The sequence below is a fragment of the Flavobacterium azooxidireducens genome (assembly GCF_023195775.1).
Taxonomy (GTDB): Bacteria; Bacteroidota; Bacteroidia; order Flavobacteriales; family Flavobacteriaceae; genus Flavobacterium; species Flavobacterium azooxidireducens.
Map to the genome: position 1 here is coordinate 200,481 of NZ_CP096205.1, position 24,268 is coordinate 224,748.

Consider the following 24,268-nt stretch of genomic DNA (forward strand, 5'->3'; position numbering starts at 1 on the left):
TTGCCTTTACTAAATCGTTTGCGTTATGGAAGAATGTATTTCTGTTTTTGATATGCTTAAAATTGGTGTTGGACCCTCGAGTTCACACACGCTCGGACCGTGGAGAGCTGCCGAACGTTTTTTAGCCGAATGCAGAGAAGAAAGCATTCTGAATCAAGCCATTAGAGTCAAAGTCGATCTATATGGTTCGCTTTCCTTAACGGGAAAAGGGCATGCCACCGACTTAGCAGTCATCTTGGGATTAAGCGGACAAGATCCGGAAACTATCCCGATTGCTGACATTGATGGGATTGTTCAATCGGTAAAAACTTCTAAAAAAATTAATTTAGGAAATGAAATCCAAGTTGACTTTGAAGTAGAAAAAGACATTGTTTTCAACCGAAATTTTCTTCCTTTTCACGCCAATGGTTTGACTTTTACTTTATTTACTAATGATAAAGAATTTAGTGAAACCTATTATTCTATTGGTGGCGGATTTGTGGTGAAAGAAGAACGAACCAATGCCAAAAAGAAATTAGAGATAAAATGTGCTTTCCCCTATCCTATTCAAAAAGCAGATGAATTATTAGAATTTTGTAAAAAAGAAAATAAATCGATTTCTGAAATTGTCTACGAAAATGAAAAATCGATGCGTTCCGAAGAAGAAATTAACCACGAGTTAATGCGAATTTGGGACACGATGTTAGAATGCATTTACATCGGTTGTCACTCCGAAGGAATTTTGCCCGGCGGATTAAACGTTCGCCGAAGAGCTTTTGATATGCACGAAGGTTTGAAAGGAACTATCCCGTATTCAAATCCACAAGAATGGCTGGAAACCATCAGAAAAACAGAAGTTAAGTTTCGTCAAATTTTAAAGTGGGTAAGCTGCTTTGCATTGGCCGTTAATGAAGTGAATGCAGCATTAGGTCGTGTTGTAACCGCACCAACCAACGGAAGTGCGGGTGTAATTCCGTCTGTTTTGATGTATTATTTAGTAATTGAAAATCATCAAGCCGGAGAAAAAGAAATCAAACAATTTTTACTCGTTGCCGGAGAAATTGGCAGTATTTTCAAAAAAGGAGCTACAATTTCTGCCGCAATGGGCGGATGTCAAGCTGAAATTGGCGTATCAAGTGCAATGGCAGCAGCAGCATTATGTGAATTGATGGGTGGAACGCCTGCTCAAGTGACGATGGCCGCCGAAATTGCAATGGAACATCATTTAGGAATGACCTGTGATCCGATTGGCGGATTGGTTCAAATTCCGTGTATCGAACGCAATACGATGGGTGCGATAAAAGCGATTAATGCGGCTGAATTAGCTCTTGAAACCGATGCAAACAACGCGAAAGTTCCGTTAGATAAAGTAATCAATACGATGTGGGAAACCGCTAAAGATATGAACTCCAAATACAAAGAAACCAGTGAAGGTGGTTTGGCAGTTGGAGTGAATTTGGCAGATTGTTAGTTGTTTTTCCGCCTCGTATCCAAAATATAAACCACTTTCCAAACTTCATTTTCTTTATACAGTTGAAAAGAATTCACTCCGGAATGGCTCAATTTATCATTCACATAAAATTCGTATGGAGTCCAAACGTGAGCCATTGAACCATCAATTTGAACTTTAAAACTTAAAATTTTCTCTTCAAATTTCATTGATAATGGAATCGTTGCAATGGATTTGTAAAAATCCGACGCTTTCTGAATTGAAAATTTAGATCCTTTTTCCGATTCAGAAATAGAATGTAAAACCAAATTTTCGGAACACACTTTCTTTAAAGCGATTGAATCTCGTTGGTGAAAAGCATTAAAAAATTTTCCAATCGTAATTTGAATTTCACTTTCTTGAGCGAAAGAAAATTGAAAAAACAATAATAAGATGAGAATTGGAATTTTTTTCATAAGTCAATAGTTTAATGAGTTAGTAGGTTTAAAATCAAATACGTTACAATTCCGGCAACATATCCTGCAATGGCTAACGGTGTGATTTTTTTCAAATACCACAAAAAGGTCATTTTTTCTTTTTCCATAATGGCGATTCCGGCTGCTGAACCAATTATCAACATACTTCCTCCTGTTCCTGCACAAAGAGCGACGAATTCCCATAATGCATCATCCATCGGATATTCGGTTAATGAAAACATTCCTTGCGTGGCTGCCACTAAACTTCCATTATCAACAATGGACGATAGAACACCAATCGCAATGACCATCACATTATTATTGGGTAACGTTTCTTGTAAAAAGACAGATAACTGACTCAAAATTTGAACTTCTTGTAAAACGTAAACCAAAAGCAAAATTCCCATAAAATAAAGAATAGAACTCACATCCACTTTTGATAACGCATACGCAACCGAATATTTTTCTTTCACTTCTTGCGGTTTATTGCGATGATAGATGATCGAAACCAATGAAACAAATGCTAGAGCCATTAAAACCCCAATAAAAGGAGGCAATCCTGTAATCGATTTAATGACCGGAACCATTACCAATCCAAAAACGCCTGCTAAAAATACACTTAAACTACCTTGCATTTTTTCTTCTTTAATCACTTCCGCCATAGAAAGTTGAACTCTTAGCATCGTAAAACCTTTCATTCGATAACTGGCAATTATTAATGGAACTAAAAGACACATCAAAGAAGGAAGAAAAAGCACTTTCACAATTCCAAAAGCACTGACTTGTCCGCCAATCCAAAGTAAAGTGGTGGTAATATCTCCAATGGGACTAAAAGCTCCACCGGCATTGGCAGAAATGACAACAATTCCGGCTAAAATCATTCGAGTTTCACTTTTGGGCATCAATTTTCGCAAGAGCGTAATCATTATAATTGCTGTGGCTAAATTGTCTAATAAAGCCGACATAAAAAAGGTAATTCCGCCTACAATCCACAACAATTTTAAAACCGATTTTGTTCGAATACGATTCGTAATAACTGAAAAACCTTTGTGAATATCAATCAATTCCACAATAGTCATCGCTCCCAAAAGGAAAATCAACAATCCTGAAATTTCACCAAAATGAAGAATTAATTTGTCTGAAACTTCATGCTTGTCTCCATTATACAATAAAGCATATACAATCCAACACAAAGAACCCGTTAGAATGGATGTAATTGTTTTGTTTATACGTAATGAAGATTCGAAAATGATCGATAAATAGCCCAAAATTGCTATCGCCAGAAGGATTGAAGTCATTTTTATAAGATTAAAAAATCCTTAGCTAAAGTAGTAAGTTTTTGTAACCGAAAACATCTTTATCCAAAATATTTTAAGTCACAAATAAACATTGCTTACATTTGTATTTCGTTCCAATAAATTTATAAAAATGTCAACAGCAAAAAAAGATTACAAACGCATCACGACCAAATCACTTTTTGATATGAAAGCCAATGGCGAAAAAATATCAATGCTTACTGCTTACGATTTTACAATGGCAAAAATTGTAGATGCTGCAGGAATTGATGTAATTTTAGTGGGAGATTCTGCCAGTAACGTAATGGCCGGACACGAAACTACTTTACCAATCACGTTAGATCAAATGATTTATCATGCGAGTAGCGTGGTTCGTGCGTGTGAAAGAGCTTTGGTTGTAGTTGATTTACCGTTTGGAACGTATCAATCAGACCCAAAAGAAGCATTGCGTTCTTCCATCCGAATTATGAAAGAAAGTGGTGGACATGCTGTTAAATTAGAAGGTGGAAGCGAAATCAAAGAATCCATCAAAAAAATATTAAATGCCGGAATTCCTGTCATGGGACATTTGGGTTTAACGCCTCAATCTATCTATAAATTTGGAACTTACACCGTTCGTGCCAAAGAAGAAGCCGAAGCTGAGAAACTGGTGGAAGATGCCAAATTGTTAGAACGAATTGGTTGTTTTGCCTTAGTTTTAGAAAAAATTCCTGCCAAATTAGCTCAAAAAGTAGCCGAAAGCATTTCGATTCCGGTGATTGGAATTGGTGCCGGAAATGGAGTTGATGGTCAAGTTTTAGTTCTCCACGATATGATTGGAATGACACACGAATTTAGTCCACGATTCCTTAGAAGATATATGAATTTATATGAAGATATGACCAAAGCCATCGGACAATATGTTACCGATGTGAAATCGTTGGATTTTCCGAATGCGAATGAACAGTATTAATGTGGCAATTGGGCAATGTGCCAATTAGTCAATGAGTTAATTTGCGGATGAAAATAGTTACTACAAAAGATAATTTACAAATTCTTCACGAAGACAACCATTTGATAGTTGTGAATAAACGTGTCGGCGATATCGCTCAAGGCGACAATTCAGGCGACAAACCCCTACCCGACATCGTAAAAGAATACCTCAAAGAAAAATACAATAAACCCGGCGATGTTTTTTTAGGCGTGGTTCATCGGCTTGACCGGCCTACAACCGGAATCGTTGTTTTTGCCAAAACCAGTAAAGCATTGACACGAATGAACGATTTGTTTAGTTCTCGGGAAACGCAAAAAACGTATTGGGCAGTTGTAAAAAACATACCTCCAAAAGAAGAAGATACGCTAGTTCATTTTATCAAAAGAAATCAACAAAATAATACTTCCAAAGCTCATTCAAAAGAAGTTCCGGATAGCAAAAAAGCGAGTTTACATTACAAAATCATAGCCGAATTAGATAATTATTTTGCTTTAGAAATCGAATTGCATACCGGAAGGCATCATCAAATTCGTGCTCAACTGCAAGCGATTGGATGTTCGATCAAAGGTGATTTGAAATATGGTTTTGATCGTAGTAATCCGGATGGTGGCATTCATCTTCATGCTCGAAAATTATCTTTTATTCATCCTGTTTCTAAAGAACAAATTACTATTATCGCTCCTGTTCCTCATGATGTAATTTGGAAATCAATTGAAACTAAAGTATAATTTTTTTCGTTTATAAAGTAGGGATGATCCTTTTTCAATTGTTTCGTATGGAGTAAAAATACCTATTTATGGGTAGTTACTATTCAAAAAAGAAGTACCACCTTTGAAATCAACTAAATATAAACAAAATGAAAAAATTAATTGTTTCAGTTTTTATGCTTTTCAGTATTTGTTCATTTGCCCAAGAACATTTTTCCGGGATTGGAACTTCCAAGCGAATTGGCATACTCAACGCCAATTTTAATCCGGCAGAATTAGCTAATCTTAGTTCCAAAATGGAGGTGAATGTTTTTGCCACCAGCGTAAATATTTCCAACAACAAAATAGGTGTGAGTGATATTACCGGTGATGAAGATTTTGAAGATTTAATTTTTCAAGGAAATGAACCTGTTAATTTGAGGTTTGATGTGGAAGTCGCCGGTCCGGGATTTGCTTTTCGATATGAAAAATGGGGATTTGCCATCACATCCAAAGCGTATGGAAAATTAAATTTAGTAGATATTGATGCCAATATTGGTGACGCTATTGCCAACAACGGATTGAATTCTTTGGTAAATTTCACTACGTTAAACGGAAATTACAATCAACGTTTAGTGGGAACAACCTACGGAGAAATCGGACTTTCTGCTGCCAGAAATTTATGGGAAACCGATAAATACAAATTAAACGGAGGTGCTACTTTCAAATTATTGTTTCCAGGTTCATATGCCAATTTTGGTGCCGATCAATTTGAAGGAACAGTTAATTACATTGGCGGAAATTCTTTTTTAACCAATGCCAATGCATCAATCAACGTGGCTTATTCCGGAAGTTTAGGCAGTAGCTTTTCTGATTTTGACAGTTATTCTGATTCGGTTTTTGGAAGTTTAAATGGTTTTGCTGTTGATTTTGGTGGAACGTTTACGATTAAAGATGACAATGACGGGTATAAATTCAATTCCGGAATTTCAATTAGAAATATTGGTGGGATGACTTTTAAAGATGAAAATAATTCCTCAACCAATTATAATTTGCTGATTGAAGGTACCGAAAGTTTAAATTTATCTCAATTTGATGGTGTGGACAGTTTGCAAGAAGTGGAACAAATTTTGATCGATAGCGGATTTCTAACTTCAACTTCTTCCTCAGAAGATTTTAGAGTGAAATTGCCAAGTGTTTTAAACGCTTATGCCGATTTACAAGTAATTCCAACCTTATATGTTTCGGTATTTTTACAACAAAAATTAACCGATGATGCTAAAAATGACCAAATTACAGCTCAAAATGTGGTAACGTTAACGCCGCGTTTTTCATTAAAAAATTTCGAAGTTTTTGCACCATTATCTCAAACAGAAATCGCAGGTTTTAATGCCGGAATTGGTTTTAGAGCTTATGGATTCTTTATCGGATCAGGTTCTGCCTTTACCGCTTTGATTAACGATAGCAAACAAGCTGATTTTTATTTCGGATTTAGATTTGGATTTGGCAAAAGTTAATTTTTCTCATTATATTTGAATTCATTCCCAAACCAATTTGAAATGAGTTCGATTTCAACTGTTGCCAAACGAAAAAGTTTGCTCAAAAAACTACTGATTGCTATCAAAAAGCACGAATCAGAAATTATTGAAGCATTACACAAAGATTTTAAAAAACCTGAATTTGAATCGTATTTAACTGAAATTAATTATGTTATTTCCGATTTAAAAAATACAATATCCAACATAAATCGATGGTCAAAACCGAAACGCGTTTGGCCATCGATTTTAAATTTGCCATCCTCCGATTTTATTTATTCTGAACCGTATGGTCGAGTTCTAATTATTTCTCCTTGGAATTATCCGTTTCAATTAGCGATTTGTCCGCTTGTTGCTGCCATTGCTGCAGGAAACACTGTTGTTTTAAAACCATCGGAATTAACGTTCAACACCTCCCAAATCATCACAAAAATAGTAGAAGAAGTATTTGATGTAAAAGAAGCCGTAGTCGTTCATGGCGGAGCAGAATTCACTCAATCATTACTGGAAAAACGTTGGGATTTTATCTTTTTTACAGGAAGTGTTTCTGTGGGAAAAATTGTGGCTCAAGCCGCTGCAAAGCATCTCACACCGGTTACTTTAGAATTAGGTGGAAAAAATCCGTGTATTATTGACGAAGGTGCCGATTTAGAAATTGCCGTAAAACGAATTGTGTGGGGGAAATTCATAAACGCTGGACAAACCTGCATTGCTCCTGATTATATTTTGGTTCAGGCAAAAGAAAAATACAATTTCGTTGAATTACTCAAACAAGAAATTACCCGAGCGTACGGAGAAAATCCAGAAGAATCAACCGATTTTGCACGTATCATCAATACCAAAAACTGGCAACGATTACATCACATGATTGATCCTAAAAAAGTTATTTTTGGCGGAATTACAAACGAAGAAAGTCGATACATTAGTCCTACCCTACTTGATGAACCCGATTTGAATAGCGAAGTAATGAAAGATGAAATCTTTGGACCTATTCTACCCATCATTTCCTATCATGATGAAAAAGATTTAGAACGAATCATTATGAAATATGAAAAACCTTTGTCATTGTATGTTTTCACAGAAAACAAAGATTTTGCCGAAAAAATAATTACAAAGTACTCCTTCGGTGGTGGATGCGTGAACGATATTATCATTCATTTTTCCAACAAAAGATTACCTTTTGGCGGCGTTGGTCATAGTGGCTTGGGTGCTTATCACGGAAAATTTGGTTTCGATTCGTTTTCACATAAAAAATCAATTGTAAAAAAACCAACTTGGGGCGATAATCCTGTTCGCTATGCACCGTATAAAAACAAATTGAAATACATAAAAAAATTACTATCTTGGCTTTAAACTAACAAATTATGGAAAACAACACTACAAAAAAAATCAACCAAGCCACTCAACAAGGCTATTATCTTGACTTTGGAACAGTAATTGAAAAAGCATTTGAAAATTACAAAAAAATTGCCCTAACAGGAGGTTTAGGTTTTTTAATTATAGTAATTGCCTCTTTTGCCCTTTTTGGTTCTATCGCAGTCGTTGCTTTTGGCACAGCAGACATGATGGGTACACTAACCGAATTTAATCCAATGGATTTTTCGGTAGTCGGCATACTTATTTATTTTTTAGTTATGATTGTTTTTGCCGGATTAACCGCTCCCATTGGAGCAGGATTTTTCAAAATGGCTCATTTGGCTGAAACCAACAAACCTTTTTCTGTGGGAGTTATTTTTGACTATTATAAAACAGTTCACTTTAAAGAATTATTTATTGCCGCGTCATTACTTGCCATCATTAATTTTGCTTTTGTTACAGGTTTTGAATTTATTGATTATCCAATTGTGGGCAATATGCTATCTTATGTTGTTGCTTTTTTTACCATGCTAACCGTTCCGTTAATCATTTTTGATAATCAAACGGGGGTAGATGCCATTTCCATCAGTATCAAATTAGTTTTAAAACAACCGCTTATTTTATTAGGGCTAGCAATAGTAAGTTTCATTATTGTTTGTCTGGGTATCATTGGATTTTGTATCGGAATTCTGTTTACATTTCCGTTTTGGTATTCCTTTCTTTACACAACCTACAACTCCATTTTCCCGATTGAAAATGCAAGTGAGATTGAGGAGATTGGGAGATTGGAGGAGTAAAAATCAAAATTTTTATGAAATTCTTTTCAAACCTATTTAAACCCAAATTAAAACATCCGGAAGATTATTATAATGTAACTATAACAGATGAATTTGTTCGGGTTGAGCATCCTAAAATAAAAACAGAACAAATTGCTTGGTCTGAAATTGAAGTCATAAAATTAATTAATACTGATAAAGGACCATGGGCTCCGGATATTTGGCTAACACTTATCGGAAAAAATTCTGGCTGTGTGATTCCTCAAGGAGCAAAAGGGTATGATGAAGTTTATGAAATTGTTTCTAAATATGAAAATTTTGACTTTGAAAAAGTGATAGAATCAATGACTTGTACTGACAATAGAGATTTTTTATTGTGGAGGAAATAGATTATAAAGAACAAAAATTGCCTAATTTATCGCAAAACACAAATGAAAAAGCATTTACTATTAACAATATTTCTTTTATTTTTTGTCAATCTACATTCACAAAATAATGAAATATCACTTAAAAGATATTCTCTTGCTGAATCCAAAGGCTATCATATTAAAATTAGAGAAATTGACGATAAATTAATTATTGAAGCAATTTTAATGGATAGTATTTCACAAAATTTAAAAAATGATAAAGAATATAAAAAACTTAATAAAAAGTTTAATAAAGCGGCAAGTGGTGAAAAAATTAATATGGAATTAGTAAAACCTATTTTAATAAAAATTGAAGAAATCTATGACAAACATACTTACCATAAATCTGATTTTATAGTCTTAGAAAAAGAAAAATTTCCTGAATATTATAATGAATTTAATGAAATATTTAATACTCCGACTTCTATTTTAGACAAAGAAAATAGAGGTAGAATTGTGTTAAATGGTCACTTCATTACTTTTATAATGAAAACAAAAAATTATCAAGACTTTTTTAAATTAAGTTCGCCCGACGAAAATAGTAATCCGGTAATCGTAAAGTTTATGAAAGCAACCTTCGAGGTTTTTAGGAATGAAAATAAGAATGATTTTTTGGACAGAAAATATACTTTTGGATTATGATAATAGTACAGCCTATATCTTCTTAGTTATCACGATGCTCTGTGTATTCTCTCAACTTAGCAGCTTTTAAATTAAAATCCTAATCCTAACTGCACATCCTCAAGTTGTGTCATTTCGAGGCACGAGAAATCACATAAAGTAACTAACAAAAATGCTTAGCGTAATGTGATTTCTCGTGCCTCGAAATGACACAAAAAACCTCATATCTCACTATACGTATTCTCCCAACTTCACATCAAATAAATTCACTTACTATCAAACAAAAAAAAGCCACCTCTCGGCAGCTTTTTCACACTATTATATCTAAAATTTATTATTTCGTCAAAGCCGCTTTCACTTGATCCGCTGCTTCTTGAAACTGTACAGCCGATAAAATTGGCATACCTGAATTATCAATCAATTCTTTTGCAATCTCAGCGTTTGTACCTTGTAAACGTACGATGATTGGCACTTTAATAGCGTCACCCATATTTTTATAAGCATCCACAACACCTTGAGCCACACGGTCACAACGAACAATACCACCAAAGATATTAATCAAAATCGCTTCCACATTCGGATCTTTCAAAATGATTCTAAACGCAGTTTCCACACGTTTTGCATCCGCAGTTCCACCCACGTCCAAAAAGTTAGCAGGTTCAAAACCGGCATACTTAATCAAATCCATTGTGGCCATTGCTAATCCGGCTCCGTTCACCATACAACCTACGGTTCCATCAAGGTCAACATAGTTCAAACCAACTTCTTTTGCTTCAACTTCAATCGGATTCTCTTCACGAATGTCACGCATATCAGCAATTTTGGCTTGTCTGTACAACGCATTATCATCAATATTCACTTTCGCATCCACCGCCATAATTTTGTTGTCAGACGTTTTCAAAACCGGATTGATTTCAAACATCGACGCATCACAACCAATGTACGCGTTATATAAACTATCTACAAATTTCACCATTTCCTTAAACGCATTTCCAGAAAGACCTAAATTAAAGGCAATTCTTCTCGCTTGAAAACCCTGTAAACCAACAGCCGGATCAATTTCTTCTGTAAAAATTAAGTGTGGAGTGTGCTCCGCCACTTCTTCAATATCCATTCCGCCTTCGGTAGAATACATAATCATGTTTCTTCCCGTCGCACGATTCAACAAAACCGACATATAAAACTCCGATGTTTCACTCTCACCCGGATAATAAACATCCTCGGCAATCAACACCTTGTGCACTTTTTTTCCCTCAGCCGAAGTTTGCGGCGTAATCAATTGCATTCCAATAATTTGCTCTGCAATTTCCTCTACTTGTTGCAAGTTTTTAGCCAACTTCACTCCGCCACCTTTTCCTCTTCCACCAGCGTGAACCTGAGCTTTAATAACGTGCCATCCCGTACCGGTTTCAGCAGTTAATTGTTTAGCGGCAGCCACGGCCTCAACCGGATTGTTAGCCACAATTCCACGTTGAATTCTAACGCCATAACTGGCCAAAATTTCTTTACCTTGATATTCGTGTATGTTCATAGTAGTATAACGTTTGTCTGTTAAAAAGTGCCACAAAAATAGCAAATTCAAACCAATTTCTGAAACTATTTTCCTTTTTATTTTCCAGAAGCTATTCCCGCTTTCCGCTACAAGCTTTTGCTCAAAAACCTTTTTTTCTAAGGTCCGGCAGGAGCTTCCGTTGGTCGCTCTGCCAAACCAAGAAAAAATAGGTTTTTTTCACCAAAGGCTTTCCGCTGCAATCGGGGCTAGGAAATTGTGCTTATAGTGATTTTCAGAAGTAATATATTCAGAAAAATAGTAATTAATAAATGAAAAGTCTATTCAATGATTTGTAATAAAAATTACTATATTTGAAAGTATTAATGCGAAACGAACGAATAATATATATTAAAAAATTATGCAACATAAAGAAGACTTAATTTGGGACAATATTACAAATAGTGCAAAAAGAAAATTTGATTATAAAGACTTTGAAAGTTCTTTTGAAGAAATAGACATTGAACTTGCCGATACATTCCTTTTTGAAATTATTGCAGGTTTTGCTGGTGGAGAATCTAAAGAATTAATATCTGCAAGACTACTTAGTCAAATAATGCTAACTGGTTTTCATTTTGATAAAACCGAAATGCATAAATTTATTGATGGTAAAGAAAAAGTATTAGGAATAGAAATTTATGCGACGCAACTTGCTCGTACAATGCTGGAAGATGGAACTGATGTAATATCTGTTTTAAAATCAATTAATCAAATTTTAAATTAAGAACGTTGTATAACAGCCCTTTCGCACAATTGAGAATTTTGTAGTAAATTCATATTCACGTTTCACAAGAAATATTATCTTAGCGGAAAATAATCGGTTCCGAAGTTCTCAACTAATGCGAAACGACGGAACGTTGTCTAAAATTGTAAAAAAAACGATATTAAATGGAAAAAATTCTAATTTTTATAATTGTAGTTTGTTGCTGTAATCCATTTTATTCTCAAAATATAAAAAAGTATAAAGGCAAATATAAAAGTGGCATTGCTGATTACACTTATTATGAAGATGAAAAACTGGAAAGAATACTTGATGGGAGTTTCTATTTTAAAAATGGATATTCTGAAATTCTTGGAACATACGAAAAAAATAACAAAGTTGGGAAATGGACTTACATTTATAACTGGCAAGGTCGTTATGTAAAAATGATTGGTAACTACTCTTCAAATTTAAAAAATGGAATTTGGAAATTTGATGAAACAATAACCGAAGGGAAAAACAAAAAAGAATTTGCAACAGTATACAATTTTAAAAATGACACGTTAGTTAAAGAAATATCTTTACCCAAATTGAAAGGAAATCTGGATCCAAACGGAAATTTTATTGGAAGTTGGATATATAAAGACTCGCAAAGCGAATATTTAGTTGAATTTGAAAAAAATGTATTGAAAAAGCTAATTCACCGAAATCCGCAAGATGGTCAAATATTCTTAAATTACGATACTGAAAATAATCAAGATATTATTAATAAAGGCTTATACAAAATAGTAACTTTAGAATTGACAAATAACTATTCTCAAGATATCACAAATGTTATTACAGATATAAAATCAGTTAAAAAAATTGAATCTATTAGATATTTCTTCAATCGATTAAATGGAAACTTAAAAGATTTCCTAAATGATTTAGCTTTTTTGGATTTCAAAATCTTTGTGAAAGACCCTGAAATTATTCTTTTAAAACAATAAGAAAATTGACGATGTTCAAACCTTTGAAACAAAGGTTTCTTATACTCTAGGAAATAGGAAAGTGAGTATTCAAAGTACTCCAGAAAATTTATGCAATGAACTTGGGAGAATTGTTGTAAAAGTTAATTTAGAAAGCCCAATGCTGCAGCACGGCAATTCAAATAATTAAATTTAAACAAAACTACCCCCGCTGCCGCACGAATCCTTCGTGTGGCAGTTTAAAATTTAAAACATTAAAAAGATTTCATACGTTGGCTTGAGGAAAATTTTAAAAAAAACATAACATTTTTTAAGCTTAATACGTATGTTTAAGCGGTGTTAAAGAAAATTGTTTTATACTAATATTTGTATATATTTGTTTCATATTTATCACTAATAATACTTTAACATATGAATAAGAACCACTTATTAGATGTGGATTTTTCTAATTCAGGCGGAAGCGTAAAAGCTAAAATTATACTTTTTTCTTTTAAGGAAGATGATAACTTTATCATATATTCTCCGCATTTAGATGTGTCTGGGTATGGAAAAACAGAAAAGGATGCTATGGAATCATTCAATCATTGTTTGACAGTTTTTCTTGATTACACAGTAAATAAACAAACACTTCATAATGAATTAATTCATTTAGGATGGCAACTTAAAAAAGGGACTACTAAATCCCCTAAAAAAGTTAATGCTCCATCTTGGAGTGATTTGTTAAAGAAAAATACTTCTTTAGAAGACTTGTTAAATAGTCATAATGTGACAACAATCCAAAGAGAAGTCGCAATTCCAATGTAATAAATGAATAGCTATAAGTTAAGCAATATACCATTAGCAACAATGATATGGTTTCTAGAGCATCAAGGCTTAAAGCATATCAAAACCGAAGGAGGACACGCAAAATATACAAGGAGTGACTTAAGAAGACCTATTACTATTCAAACTCACATTTCACCTGTTCCAGAGTTTATAGTTTCTCAAATTTTAAAACATCTTTGTTTTAATAAAAAAGATTTTCACGCATATATTCAAAAGCATTATTAAGCTACTTTTAAAGTGGTTTTATTATTTTTGATAGTCACGAGCTGCAGCCCCACGCTGCATAAAGAATCATCTCTTGAAATATTTTATAATAGTAATACTATGAACCTCTCCCAAAAAGCCCAAACCATCTCCTCCCAAATTAACCCAAAAACAACCAAATTAGGCGATTTGCGAGTCATTGCCAAAGAAATCAAAAAAGATCACGAACTAGGAATGGAACTTTGGTCAATCGGCGGTTTTCATCACCGACAGTTAGCCATCCTGATTATGGATAAAAAACTGCTCACGCAAGAACTCATCAATCAACTGGATAACGACATCAGCCAACATCCCGAAGAAGAAAGAACTCAATTAATCGATTGGTTAATGGCTAACCAACTTTCCAAAGACAAAAAAACCATTTCCCTCATCGAATCTTGGGAAAATAGCAAATCACCACTTCAACGTAGAATTTTTTGGTATTACCAAGCTCGCTTGCGATGGGTCGGACAAACACCTCCTCCAAACAGCGAATACCTTCTTTCCACCATCGAAAAAAATATTGAAAAAGAACAACCGGAAGTGCAATGGGCTATGAATTTTACTGCTGCTCAAATCGGCATTTTTCAACCTGAATTTCGCCAAAGATGCATCGCTCTTGGAGAACGAACCGGCTTATACAAAGATGAATTTGTACACAAAGGCTGTACACCAAACTATTTACCGGAATTTATTTCTATGCAGGTTTCGAAGTTGAAAAAGTGATTCAAGCACTATGCAAAAACACTTCTGCCGGAATACTAAAATAATCTTTTAGTTTCTGTGCCATCTTTAAAGTTATTTCACGTTTACCGGATAATATGGCAGAAACGTGTCCTTTACTTCCAATAATGGGTTCTAAATCTTTGGCCTTTATTCCCATTTCCTGCATTTTATATTTAATTACTTCTAAAGCATCTAATTCCGGCAAATGATAATGTTTGTCATCATAATCTTTTACCAAAACGATAAGTAATTCTAATTCATCACTTTCAGGAGTGTTTGGTTCAGCATTAAATATCTCCATCATTCGTATCGATGCTTTATTGTAATCCTGCTCAGTTTTCAATACTTTCCATTTCATAATTAATTCTTTTTGTTTGTTAAAATTGTTTTGCAAATAAATAATTAAACATTTTTAAAAATAAATATACTAAAAGTTTTAAGCCTACTAACTTCAAAGTTAAAAAAATTTATAAAGTTACAAATATAACAATTTGTGATTTTTTGTTATTTCTACACAAAAAATTTAAAGTAACGCTTTGTGGACTTACATTTGTTGAAAATTCACGAATGAACTCATCAGATTTACTACAATTAGCAGACCAATTCGGAGGACCGCTTTATGTTTACAATGCCGAAAAAATTGAATCGCAATACAATCGTTTAGTCAACGCTTTTTCAAAAGTGGAACGATTGCAGATTAATTATGCTGTCAAAGCATTATCTAACATTTCTGTTTTAAAATATTTTCACAAATTAGGTTCGGGTTTAGACACGGTTTCACTTCAAGAAGTACAATTAGGTTTAGCTGCCGGTTTTGAACCGAATCGCATCATTTTTACTCCTAATGGAGTTTCCATCGATGAAATTGAAGAAGTGGCGACTTTGGGCGTTCAAATCAACATTGATAATCTTTCAATTTTAGAACAATTCGGAACCAAACACCCTACCGTTCCGGTTTGCATCCGAATCAATCCGCACGTGATGGCGGGTGGAAACACAAATATTTCGGTGGGTCATATCGATAGTAAATTCGGAATTTCCATTCATCAATTGCCACATTTGTTGAGAATCATCGAAAATACGCACATGCACATCAACGGAATTCACATGCACACCGGTTCCGACATTTTGGATATCGAAGTGTTTTTGTATGCTGCCGAAATTCTATTTGAAACTGCAAAAAACTTCAAAACTCTAGATTTTATTGACTTTGGTAGTGGATTCAAAGTTCCATACAAAAAAGACGATATCGAAACCAATGTGGAAGAATTAGGTAAAAAATTATCCAAACGATTCAATCAATTTCAAACTGAATACGGTCGTCCGTTGACATTAGCATTCGAACCCGGTAAATTTTTAGTAAGCGAATCAGGATATTTTTTAGCGAAAGTAAATGTAGTAAAACAAACTACATCCACCGTTTTTGCCGGAATTGATAGCGGATTTAATCACTTAATTCGTCCGATGTTATATGGTTCATATCATCACATTGAAAACATTTCCAACCCAAAAGGAAAAGAACGTTTTTATTCGGTGGTAGGTTACATCTGCGAAACCGATACTTTCGCCAACAACCGAAGAATTTCCGAAATCAAAGAAGGTGATATTTTATGTTTCAGAAATGCCGGAGCTTATTGTTTTTCGATGGCATCTAACTATAATTCACGCTTCCGTCCAGCAGAAGTACTTTGGTATGAAGGCAAAGGTCACTTAATTCGCGAAAGAGAAACATTTGAAGATATTCTACGAAATCAGATTGAAATCGCATTTTAATTTCAAGGTTTAACACCTGACAGGTTTCAAAAACCTGTCAGGTGTAATAAAATAAATAACCCTTATTGCCATAAATCACTACCTAATCAAACAAACACAACCAAAAAGAGTCGGAAATCATTTTCCGGCTTTTTTTATGAATGGGAATTAATGTTTATTTAACGGTAACCTCATTAGTATTTTTTATATTTGAAAAATTTAAAATCCCAATGAATAGAAGAAAATTTTTCAGAAACGGAACCCTTTTTACGTTGGGAACCGCCATCATAAATCCGTTTGAAAGTAGTGCAAACAGTTTAGACAATTCCATTGAATTCAAAGGAAAAAAAGCTAAAAACATCATTGTATTAGTTAGTGACGGAATGAGTTCCGGAACGTTAAACATGGCTGATATTCATCTAAATAGAAAAAACGGAAATGGTTCAAATTGGTTGAATTTATACCGAGAAAACAAGGTAACACGTGCTTTGATGGATATGGCTTCGGCATCATCCGTTGTGACTGATTCGGCTGCAGCAAGTTCTTCTTGGGGAAGTGGTTTTCGCGTAAAAAACGGAGCGTTAAACGTCGGAACAAACGGCGAAGAATATCTACCAATTTGGCAAAAGTTCAAAAAAGCAGGAAAAATGGCGGGTTGTGTCACCACAGTTCCGATTACACACGCAACTCCGGCCGGATTTTGTGTAAACAGCAAAAGCAGAAACAGTCAAGCCGATATTGCCGAAAGTTACTTGAATTTGAATTTTGATGTGATGATGGGTGGCGGACAACAATATTTTGATGCCAACTCCAGAAAAGATAAAAAAGATTTATATGCCGCTTTTCAATCCAAAGGATATCAAGTGGCGAAAACACGAAGTGAAATGCATTCCACTTCCAACGACAAACCTATTTTAGGACTATTTTTTGAAGATGGTCTTCCCTACTCTATTGACCGTGAAAACATCAAAGATTTAGGCAACACAATTCCGACTTTGGCAGAAATGACGCAAAAAGCCATTGACCGAATGAAAGACCACAAAAAAGGTTTTGTATTACAAGTGGAAGCCGGAAAGGTAGATTGGGCTGCTCACGCCAATGACATTGCCGGTTTGCTGTATGACCAAGTTGCTTTTGATGAAGCGGTGAAAGTTGCTATGGATTTTGCTGAAAAAGACAAAGAAACGTTAGTCATTATCACCACCGATCACGGAAACGCAAATCCGGGATTAATTTATGGAAAGAACGTCAACGATCATTTTGACAGTGTTCAACATCATAAACATACAAATGAATGGATTTTAAATGGTTTTACACCGGAATCAACATTAGCTCAAATTAAGGAACGTATTGAATTTGCCAATGGTTTTGCATTAACCGATGACGAAGCCAAAACGATTTTGAGTTATTATTCCAATTTAGAAAAACAAGATGACGGATTATACAACTACAAAAACCTACCTTTCAAAACCTTTGCTGAAATGCAAAAAAGCAGAACTTCCGTAGGATGGATTAGTATGGATCACTCGGCAGATTTCACCGAATTGGCGATGTTTGGACCCGGAAGTGAAAAACTAAAACCATTCATTAAAAACACCGATTTACATTATTTTATGCTAGAAGCAGCAGAAGTGGAAAATAAATTTTAAGGTTAATTAATTCATAAAAAACACAGTTCATCGCTGTGTTTTTTTATTTAATTATTATTTTGGTGTATTACAATAAACAAACAATGAAAATCATTTTAATCTTCTTATTCTTTTCAATCCACTTTGTTGATGCTCAAAATAGGATAGGAATTTATAAGTTAAATAATTTAGATAATTTATTAACCAACGAGTTGAAAACTAGACTCAATGAAGAAATAAAAAATAAAGATGTTATATTTTTAGGTGAATCTGAACATCATATGGGCTCTGAATTTATTGCAAAAACTGAATTTGTCAAATATTTAGTCTTAGAACACAATTTTACTGAAATTGCTTTTGAAGCTGATTTTTTTGCTTTACACCAAACAAATTCTAAAAATAATATTTTCCCACATTGGTCAAAATCGATTCAATGTCAGGATTTATTTGACTTTTTAAATAAACACAAGGTAACCATTTGGGGCTTTGACAATCAATTTAGTTCTGCTTATTCTTTTCAAAATTTTACTCCATTGCTAATTAATTTTTTGGATTCAAAAAAAATTAATTATACCAATAACTTCGAAGTATTGATTAATGTTTTTATGACTTCACAATCTAAAAAAAGTAAAGATGAATTATTACAAGAAATTGAAAATATCATTTTGCAATTGGAAGGAGAAAATACATTTTGGACTCAAGCGTTGAAAAGTTTTAAAAGTTTGGTTAAACAAGAATCAGTTAGCCGTAAAAGTGATGCCTACAAAATTAGAGACTTTCAAATGGCTGATAATTTAAACTTTTTAACAACAAGTCTTAAAAACAAAAAAGTTATTGTTTGGGCTGCAAATGTACATAGTTCAAAAATCAATATTCCTGAAATGAATTATAAAATAATGGGGTATGAATATTTAAAAATAACTAATCGAAATACGTATCATATTGCCTTTAGTCCAATAAAAATGCCTTACAGAAAAATGAGTTATATAGAAAAGCAACATAAAGATAAATTCAACATGTTGTATTTCCTACCCAATACCACTGAGAATTATTTTATAGATTCTAAACAAATTATTGAAGAAGACATAAATCAACTCAATATTTTATATGAGGGTATGTTCGGAATGAGAATTAAGAAAACTAATTACTTTAAACATTTTGATGCTTTAGTTTTTATTGCTGAGGGAGAAAAAAGTATTCTTGCTCACTAAAAAATTCACATAAAATTCAAATTATTCAAAAAAACCCTAAACCTTCCTCCTCTCCCTCTCCTTCTTAATCAACATCAATTCCCGACTCGTTTGTCCGGCCACGGAAGTATTTTCTTCTGCTCTGCGAATTAAGTATGGCATCACATCACGAACCGGTCCAAAAGGCAAGTATTTTGCAACGTTGTAACCATTGGCGGCTAAATTATAACTGATGTTGTCGCTCATACCATACAATTGTCCGAACCAAATGCGTTGATCATTGGAAGACAATCCTTTCGATTTCATCAACTCCATTAATTTATACGAACTCAATTCGTTGTGCGTTCCTGCAAAAATGGCCATTTTGTCAATGTGTTCAACCATGTAGGCTACGGCAGCATCATAATTTTCATCGGAAGCGGCTTTGGTGGCACAAATAGGTGTTTTATATCCATTTTCTTCAGCTCGTTTGTTTTCTTTTTCCATGTAGGCACCGCGAACGAGTTTCATACCAATATAAAAACCTTCTGATTTGGCTTGTTCGTGCAATTTCTTCAGGTAATCCAAACGATCCCAACGGTACATTTGCAATGTATTAAAAACAATGGCTTTTTCTTTGTTATGTTTCCGCATCATTTGCGTGACCAATTCATCGGCAGCATCTTGCATCCAACTTTCTTCGGCATCAATAAGCAACGGGACATTTCGTTCTTGAGCTAACTTACAAACAGCTTCATAACGAGCCACTACTCGATCCCATTCGGCATGTTCTTCAAAATTAAGAGCTTGTTTTTCGCCTACTTTGGTGTATAAATCAAAACGTCCAAAACCGGTTGGCTTAAAAACAGCAAACGGAATGGCATCTTTCTCTTTAGCAAATTCAATGATTTTGAGCGTTTTTTTCATCGCTGCATCAAACTCAATTTCTTCTTCTTTACCTTCCACAGAATAATCCAACACAGAACAAACGCCTTTGGTAAACATTTTTTCCATCACGGGCAAACAGTCTTCTTCACTAATTCCGCCACAAAAATGATCAAAAACAGAAGCTCTGATTAATCCTTCCACCGGCAAATGTGCTTTGAGAGCAAAATTTGTCACGGCAGTCCCGATGCGAACAAGTGGCTCGCTATCAATCATTTTAAATAAAAAATAAGCTCTATCTAATTCAGTATCACTTTTTAAAGAAAAAGCAACTTGCGTATTATCGAAGATTTTATCCATGTTTTGTTGAAAATAATGTAGCAAAGATAAGGAGTGTTTGAGAATGTTATCAAATTTTTGATTTAATTTGTATCTGAATTATTAAAAATAAAATCAACCTTTTTCATGCAACCCATTCAAGCAACTAATTATTCTGTTTATTTCAATCAAGATTGTTATACTTTTTTGGATTCTTTTTTAGAAGAAAATAATTATTCCAAACTTTTTATTTTGGTTGATTCGAATACAAACGAAAATTGTCTGCCTCATTTTCTTTCTTTAGTTGCCACCGAAATCGTCATTGAAATCATCGAAATTGAATCGGGCGAAGCACACAAAAACATCGAAAGTTGCATTCAATTATGGGAATCACTTACCGAATTAGGTGGCGACCGAAAAAGTTTGATTATCAATGTTGGCGGTGGAGTTATCACTGATATTGGGGGTTTTGTTGCTTCCACTTTCAAAAGAGGAATCGATTTTATTAATGTCCCAACCACATTATTAGGAATGGTTGATGCGTCAATTGGCGGAAAAAACGGCGTTGATTTAGGAAATTTGAAAAATCAAATTGGTGTGATTAATTCACCAAAAGCGGTTTTAATTGATACCATTTATTTAGAAACTTTACCACAAAACGAAATGCGTTCCGGTTTAGCCGAAATGTTGAAACACGGACTCATTTTTGACAAAGAATATTGGACTAAATTCAACGATTTGGGCAATTTATCTTCGGATGATTTGGATGATTTGATTTATCAATCCGTTGAAATAAAAAATGCTATTGTGATGCAAGATCCAACAGAAAACGGCATTCGAAAAGCATTGAATTTCGGACATACATTAGGCCACGCAATTGAAAGTTATTTTCTTGAAAACCCTTTAAAAACAACTCTTTTGCATGGAGAAGCCATTGCAGTTGGAATGATTTTGGAAAGTTTTATTTCGATGAAAAAAGAGTTAATTACTTTGGATGAATATCTGGAAATCAAAACCACGATTAATTCCATTTTTGAAAGGGTTGTTTTTGATGAAAATGACCTTGATCCCATCATCGATTTATTGATTCACGACAAAAAAAATGAATACGGAACCATTCAATTTGCTCTTTTAGACGGAATTGGCAAAATTAAATTAAATCAACAAGCTGATAACAAACTAATTACTGCGGCTTTTGATGATTATAAAACATAACATTTTTTTTAACATAGAGCTTGCATTTAGGTTAGATTATTTTTTACATTTGCCTCAATGAAAAACAATCAAAACAAAAAGTGGGAAAATTTGACGACGTTCAATAATCATTGGTCTTTTCAATGTTTTATTAAAAATAGCGTAAGTTCAAAAAATACTTTAAATTTTGACAATTCAGAAAATTCCAAAATGTTTCATGAAAAACTGCAAATAATTTTTGCAAATATTCGGGTTTGAAATTTAGATTAATTATTTTTTACTTTACTTTTAATCTAAATTACTGAAATCTAAATGAATACTAAATATTTCGACTTAATCAATCAAACGTTTTACTTTCCACAAGAAGAGTTTACACTTAATAAAGATAATCTTCAATTTCACCAAATCGATTTGATGAAAATTGTGGAACAATACGGAACACCATTAAAGTTTACGTATTTGCCGCAAATTTCTAACAACATCAACCGTGCAAAAGGTTGGTTTAGAAAAGCGATGGAGAAAAATAAGTACGATGCAAAATACTATTATTGTTATTGTACAAAAAGTTCGCACTTTAGTTTTATTATGAATGAAGCGTTTAAAAACAACATTCACATTGAAACGTCTTCGGCTTTTGATATTGATATTGTAGAAAATTTGATGGCGGAAGGAAAAATCAACAAAAATACCTACGTAGTTTGCAACGGTTTTAAACGCGAACAATACATTGAAAACATTGCCCGCCTAATCAACAACGGCCACAACAAAACAATTCCTGTTATTGATAATTATGAAGAGTTGGATTTACTTCAGGAAAAAATTGATGGTAAATTCAAAATCGGAATCAGAATTGCAGCCGAAGAAGAACCAAAATTTGAGTTTTATACCTCTCGTTTGGGAATTGGTTACAAAAACATCGTTCCTTTTTACAGAAAACAGATTGAGGAAAATAAAAATGTGGAATTAAAAATGCTTCACTTTTTTATTAATACCGGTATTCGCGACACAGCCTATTATTGGAATGAGTTATTAAAGTGTATGAAAGTGTATGTGGCATTAAAAAAAGAATGTCCAACATTAGATAGTTTGAATATTGGTGGTGGTTTTCCTATCAAAAATTCATTAGCATTTGAATACGATTACCAATATATGATTGACGAAATTATCAATCAAATTAAAATTTCGTGTGAAGAAGCGGAAGTGGATGTTCCTAACATTTTTACTGAATTTGGTTCGTTTACTGTTGGTGAAAGCGGAGGAGCGATTTACCAAGTTTTATACCAAAAACAACAAAATGATCGTGAAAAATGGAATATGATTGATTCGTCTTTCATCACCACTTTACCGGATACGTGGGCCATCAACAAACGTTTTGTGATGTTGGCTATCAACCGTTGGAATGACACTTACGAACGGGTTTTATTAGGTGGATTAACTTGTGATAGCGACGATTATTACAACTCCGAACAAAATATGAACGCCGTTTATTTACCTAAATACAACAAAGAAAAACCATTGTACATTGGATTTTTCAATACCGGAGCTTATCAAGAAACCATTGGAGGTTTTGGCGGTTTACACCACTGTTTGATTCCGCAGCCAAAGCACATTTTGATTGACCGTGATGAAAACGGAATTCTGGCAACCGAAGTATTTTCTGAACAACAAAGTGCAGAGCAAGTACTATCAATTTTGGGCTACGAGAAAAAATAACATTTTTTGTTCTAAAAAGAGTTTTTCTTTTCAAAAAAAAGGTTTTTCTTTGAACCATCATATTACGAATACAATTTAAGAATTATAAAATGAGTAAAGGACCTATCAGTCAATTTATTGAAAAAAATTACCTTCATTTCAATGCTGCTGCTCTTGTTGATGCTGCCAAAGGATATGAACAACATTTGCTAGAAAACGGAAAAATGATGATTACACTTGCCGGAGCAATGAGTACGGCTGAGTTGGGAAAATCATTAGCTGAAATGATCCGTCAAGACAAAGTGCATATCATTTCGTGTACGGGTGCAAATTTGGAAGAAGATATCATGAATTTGGTCGCTCATAATTCATACAAAAGAGTTCCGAATTACCGTGATTTGAGTCCTGAAGATGAATGGGATTTACTTGAAAATCACTACAATAGAGTTACCGATACGTGTATTCCTGAAGAAGAAGCGTTCCGTAGATTACAATCGCATTTATTTGACATTTGGAACAATGCTGATTCAAAAGGAGAACGTTATTTTCCACATGAATTTATGTATCAAATGATTAATTCTGGTGTTTTAAAACAATATTACGAAATTGATCCAAAAGATTCTTGGATGGTTGCTGCGGCGGAGAAAAATTTACCAATTGTCGTTCCAGGATGGGAAGACAGCACGATGGGAAATATTTTCGCTTCCTATTGCATCAAAGGAACTTTTAAACCGACCACGATGAAAAGTGGAATTGAATATATGATGTGGTTGGCCGATTGGTATCCAAAAAATTCAACCGGAAAAGGAGTTGGTTTCTTCCAAATTGGTGGAGGAATTGCAGGTGATTTCCCGATTTGTGTGGTTCCAATGTTATACCAAGATATGGAAATGCATGATGTTCCGTTTTGGAGTTATTTTTGCCAAATTTCTGATTCAACCACCAGTTACGGATCGTATTCAGGAGCAGTTCCGAATGAAAAAATTACGTGGGGAAAATTAGATATTGCCACACCCAAATTTATTATAGAATCCGATGCAACCATTGTTGCCCCATTAATATTTGCTTACTTACTTGATTTATAAC

At 34.0% G+C, this 24,268-nt stretch carries 23 protein-coding genes; 18 read left to right on the forward strand and 5 right to left on the reverse strand.

Translation table 11 applies throughout. The annotated features are described in order from the left end of the window. Positions 1–25 precede the first annotated feature (25 nt). Entirely contained in the window at positions 26–1,450 is a 1,425-nt protein-coding gene (locus tag M0M57_RS00875) for an L-serine ammonia-lyase (RefSeq protein WP_248434519.1), read from the forward strand. On the opposite strand, the gene M0M57_RS00880 is transcribed toward M0M57_RS00875, so the two are convergent. Together M0M57_RS00880 and nhaD are read right to left on the reverse strand one after the other, a co-directional pair. Then, the gene (locus tag M0M57_RS00880) at positions 1,447–1,884 is read right to left on the reverse strand and encodes a nuclear transport factor 2 family protein (RefSeq protein ID WP_248434521.1); all 438 of its coding nucleotides are present in this window, start codon (positions 1,882–1,884) and stop codon (positions 1,447–1,449) included. The two genes, M0M57_RS00875 and M0M57_RS00880, sit on opposite strands and share 4 nt — an antisense overlap. 11 nt (positions 1,885–1,895) lie before the next feature. Next, positions 1,896–3,182, reverse strand: coding sequence for a sodium:proton antiporter NhaD (gene nhaD / locus M0M57_RS00885; protein ID WP_248434523.1), 1,287 nt, complete (start codon positions 3,180–3,182; stop codon positions 1,896–1,898). Positions 3,183–3,312: 130 nt separating this feature from the next. Here nhaD and panB point away from each other — a divergent pair, with 130 nt between their 5' ends. From panB to M0M57_RS00920, 7 genes are all read left to right on the forward strand, one after another. Beyond that, the gene (gene panB / locus M0M57_RS00890) at positions 3,313–4,131 is read left to right on the forward strand and encodes a 3-methyl-2-oxobutanoate hydroxymethyltransferase (RefSeq protein WP_248434525.1); all 819 of its coding nucleotides are present in this window, start codon (positions 3,313–3,315) and stop codon (positions 4,129–4,131) included. Between the two features lie 47 nt (positions 4,132–4,178). Next, positions 4,179–4,880: an RluA family pseudouridine synthase gene (locus M0M57_RS00895; protein ID WP_248434527.1), complete on the forward strand. Its 702-nt coding sequence runs from the start codon at positions 4,179–4,181 to the stop codon at positions 4,878–4,880. Positions 4,881–5,008: 128 nt separating this feature from the next. Then, entirely contained in the window at positions 5,009–6,355 is a 1,347-nt protein-coding gene (locus M0M57_RS00900) for a hypothetical protein (RefSeq protein ID WP_248434529.1), read from the forward strand. Positions 6,356–6,397: 42 nt separating this feature from the next. After that, complete coding sequence (locus M0M57_RS00905) at positions 6,398–7,726, forward strand: aldehyde dehydrogenase (RefSeq protein WP_248434531.1); 1,329 nt, start codon at positions 6,398–6,400, stop codon at positions 7,724–7,726. An 11-nt stretch (positions 7,727–7,737) separates the two neighbouring features. Beyond that, entirely contained in the window at positions 7,738–8,526 is a 789-nt protein-coding gene (locus M0M57_RS00910; protein ID WP_248434533.1) for a DUF2189 domain-containing protein, read from the forward strand. Positions 8,527–8,540: 14 nt separating this feature from the next. Beyond that, a complete protein-coding gene (locus M0M57_RS00915; RefSeq protein WP_248434534.1) occupies positions 8,541–8,894 on the forward strand; it encodes a hypothetical protein in 354 nt (117 codons plus the stop codon). 42 nt (positions 8,895–8,936) lie between these two features. Next, positions 8,937–9,554, forward strand: coding sequence for a hypothetical protein (locus M0M57_RS00920; protein WP_248434536.1), 618 nt, complete (start codon positions 8,937–8,939; stop codon positions 9,552–9,554). 313 nt (positions 9,555–9,867) lie between these two features. On the opposite strand, the gene sucC is transcribed toward M0M57_RS00920, so the two are convergent. Further along, positions 9,868–11,064 carry an ADP-forming succinate--CoA ligase subunit beta gene (gene sucC, locus M0M57_RS00925; protein WP_248434538.1) on the reverse strand — a complete coding sequence of 399 codons (1,197 nt, stop codon included), beginning with the start codon at positions 11,062–11,064 and terminating at the stop codon, positions 9,868–9,870. Between the two features lie 379 nt (positions 11,065–11,443). On the opposite strand from sucC, the gene M0M57_RS00930 reads away from it, so the two are divergent. From M0M57_RS00930 to M0M57_RS00945, 4 genes are all read left to right on the forward strand, one after another. Beyond that, positions 11,444–11,806, forward strand: a complete 363-nt coding sequence (locus tag M0M57_RS00930; protein ID WP_248434539.1) for a hypothetical protein — start codon at positions 11,444–11,446, stop codon at positions 11,804–11,806. 164 nt (positions 11,807–11,970) lie between these two features. Continuing rightward, the gene (locus tag M0M57_RS00935) at positions 11,971–12,771 is read left to right on the forward strand and encodes a hypothetical protein (protein WP_248434541.1); all 801 of its coding nucleotides are present in this window, start codon (positions 11,971–11,973) and stop codon (positions 12,769–12,771) included. A 390-nt stretch (positions 12,772–13,161) separates the two neighbouring features. Further along, on the forward strand, positions 13,162–13,554 hold the full coding sequence (locus tag M0M57_RS00940) for a hypothetical protein (RefSeq protein WP_248434543.1): 393 nt from the start codon (positions 13,162–13,164) through the stop codon (positions 13,552–13,554). Positions 13,555–13,899: 345 nt separating this feature from the next. After that, positions 13,900–14,544: a DNA alkylation repair protein gene (locus tag M0M57_RS00945; protein WP_248434545.1), complete on the forward strand. Its 645-nt coding sequence runs from the start codon at positions 13,900–13,902 to the stop codon at positions 14,542–14,544. 1 nt (position 14,545) lies between these two features. Here the strand turns inward: M0M57_RS00945 and M0M57_RS00950 are convergent, their stop codons facing one another. Further along, a complete protein-coding gene (locus M0M57_RS00950) occupies positions 14,546–14,902 on the reverse strand; it encodes a helix-turn-helix domain-containing protein (protein ID WP_248434547.1) in 357 nt (118 codons plus the stop codon). A gap of 209 nt (positions 14,903–15,111) precedes the next feature. On the opposite strand from M0M57_RS00950, the gene lysA reads away from it, so the two are divergent. From lysA to M0M57_RS00965, 3 genes are all read left to right on the forward strand, one after another. After that, positions 15,112–16,317, forward strand: coding sequence for a diaminopimelate decarboxylase (gene lysA, locus M0M57_RS00955; RefSeq protein ID WP_248434548.1), 1,206 nt, complete (start codon positions 15,112–15,114; stop codon positions 16,315–16,317). A gap of 209 nt (positions 16,318–16,526) precedes the next feature. Next, complete coding sequence (locus tag M0M57_RS00960) at positions 16,527–17,945, forward strand: alkaline phosphatase (protein ID WP_248434550.1); 1,419 nt, start codon at positions 16,527–16,529, stop codon at positions 17,943–17,945. 83 nt (positions 17,946–18,028) lie between these two features. Further along, complete coding sequence (locus M0M57_RS00965; protein WP_248434552.1) at positions 18,029–19,135, forward strand: erythromycin esterase family protein; 1,107 nt, start codon at positions 18,029–18,031, stop codon at positions 19,133–19,135. A 36-nt stretch (positions 19,136–19,171) separates the two neighbouring features. Here M0M57_RS00965 and M0M57_RS00970 read toward each other — a convergent pair whose 3' ends face one another. After that, the gene (locus M0M57_RS00970) at positions 19,172–20,338 is read right to left on the reverse strand and encodes a proline dehydrogenase family protein (protein WP_248434553.1); all 1,167 of its coding nucleotides are present in this window, start codon (positions 20,336–20,338) and stop codon (positions 19,172–19,174) included. Positions 20,339–20,443: 105 nt separating this feature from the next. Here M0M57_RS00970 and aroB point away from each other — a divergent pair, with 105 nt between their 5' ends. From aroB to M0M57_RS00985, 3 genes are all read left to right on the forward strand, one after another. After that, complete coding sequence (gene aroB, locus M0M57_RS00975) at positions 20,444–21,511, forward strand: 3-dehydroquinate synthase (RefSeq protein WP_248434554.1); 1,068 nt, start codon at positions 20,444–20,446, stop codon at positions 21,509–21,511. Between the two features lie 291 nt (positions 21,512–21,802). Then, positions 21,803–23,203 carry an arginine decarboxylase gene (locus tag M0M57_RS00980; RefSeq protein WP_248434555.1) on the forward strand — a complete coding sequence of 467 codons (1,401 nt, stop codon included), beginning with the start codon at positions 21,803–21,805 and terminating at the stop codon, positions 23,201–23,203. Between the two features lie 89 nt (positions 23,204–23,292). Continuing rightward, positions 23,293–24,267: a deoxyhypusine synthase family protein gene (locus tag M0M57_RS00985; RefSeq protein ID WP_112084501.1), complete on the forward strand. Its 975-nt coding sequence runs from the start codon at positions 23,293–23,295 to the stop codon at positions 24,265–24,267. Position 24,268: the final 1 nt, after the last annotated feature.

What these genes read in the sequence shown, in the direction of transcription:
- M0M57_RS00875 (WP_248434519.1), top strand. Translation starts at nt 26, where the DNA reads ATGGAAGAATGTATTTCTGTTTTTGATATGCTTAAAATTGGTGTTGGA.
- M0M57_RS00880 (WP_248434521.1), bottom strand. Translation starts at nt 1,884, where the DNA reads ATGAAAAAAATTCCAATTCTCATCTTATTATTGTTTTTTCAATTTTCT.
- nhaD (WP_248434523.1), bottom strand. Translation starts at nt 3,182, where the DNA reads ATGACTTCAATCCTTCTGGCGATAGCAATTTTGGGCTATTTATCGATC.
- panB (WP_248434525.1), top strand. Translation starts at nt 3,313, where the DNA reads ATGTCAACAGCAAAAAAAGATTACAAACGCATCACGACCAAATCACTT.
- M0M57_RS00895 (WP_248434527.1), top strand. Translation starts at nt 4,179, where the DNA reads ATGAAAATAGTTACTACAAAAGATAATTTACAAATTCTTCACGAAGAC.
- M0M57_RS00900 (WP_248434529.1), top strand. Translation starts at nt 5,009, where the DNA reads ATGAAAAAATTAATTGTTTCAGTTTTTATGCTTTTCAGTATTTGTTCA.
- M0M57_RS00905 (WP_248434531.1), top strand. Translation starts at nt 6,398, where the DNA reads ATGAGTTCGATTTCAACTGTTGCCAAACGAAAAAGTTTGCTCAAAAAA.
- M0M57_RS00910 (WP_248434533.1), top strand. Translation starts at nt 7,738, where the DNA reads ATGGAAAACAACACTACAAAAAAAATCAACCAAGCCACTCAACAAGGC.
- M0M57_RS00915 (WP_248434534.1), top strand. Translation starts at nt 8,541, where the DNA reads ATGAAATTCTTTTCAAACCTATTTAAACCCAAATTAAAACATCCGGAA.
- M0M57_RS00920 (WP_248434536.1), top strand. Translation starts at nt 8,937, where the DNA reads ATGAAAAAGCATTTACTATTAACAATATTTCTTTTATTTTTTGTCAAT.
- sucC (WP_248434538.1), bottom strand. Translation starts at nt 11,064, where the DNA reads ATGAACATACACGAATATCAAGGTAAAGAAATTTTGGCCAGTTATGGC.
- M0M57_RS00930 (WP_248434539.1), top strand. Translation starts at nt 11,444, where the DNA reads ATGCAACATAAAGAAGACTTAATTTGGGACAATATTACAAATAGTGCA.
- M0M57_RS00935 (WP_248434541.1), top strand. Translation starts at nt 11,971, where the DNA reads ATGGAAAAAATTCTAATTTTTATAATTGTAGTTTGTTGCTGTAATCCA.
- M0M57_RS00940 (WP_248434543.1), top strand. Translation starts at nt 13,162, where the DNA reads ATGAATAAGAACCACTTATTAGATGTGGATTTTTCTAATTCAGGCGGA.
- M0M57_RS00945 (WP_248434545.1), top strand. Translation starts at nt 13,900, where the DNA reads ATGAACCTCTCCCAAAAAGCCCAAACCATCTCCTCCCAAATTAACCCA.
- M0M57_RS00950 (WP_248434547.1), bottom strand. Translation starts at nt 14,902, where the DNA reads ATGAAATGGAAAGTATTGAAAACTGAGCAGGATTACAATAAAGCATCG.
- lysA (WP_248434548.1), top strand. Translation starts at nt 15,112, where the DNA reads ATGAACTCATCAGATTTACTACAATTAGCAGACCAATTCGGAGGACCG.
- M0M57_RS00960 (WP_248434550.1), top strand. Translation starts at nt 16,527, where the DNA reads ATGAATAGAAGAAAATTTTTCAGAAACGGAACCCTTTTTACGTTGGGA.
- M0M57_RS00965 (WP_248434552.1), top strand. Translation starts at nt 18,029, where the DNA reads ATGAAAATCATTTTAATCTTCTTATTCTTTTCAATCCACTTTGTTGAT.
- M0M57_RS00970 (WP_248434553.1), bottom strand. Translation starts at nt 20,338, where the DNA reads ATGGATAAAATCTTCGATAATACGCAAGTTGCTTTTTCTTTAAAAAGT.
- aroB (WP_248434554.1), top strand. Translation starts at nt 20,444, where the DNA reads ATGCAACCCATTCAAGCAACTAATTATTCTGTTTATTTCAATCAAGAT.
- M0M57_RS00980 (WP_248434555.1), top strand. Translation starts at nt 21,803, where the DNA reads ATGAATACTAAATATTTCGACTTAATCAATCAAACGTTTTACTTTCCA.
- M0M57_RS00985 (WP_112084501.1), top strand. Translation starts at nt 23,293, where the DNA reads ATGAGTAAAGGACCTATCAGTCAATTTATTGAAAAAAATTACCTTCAT.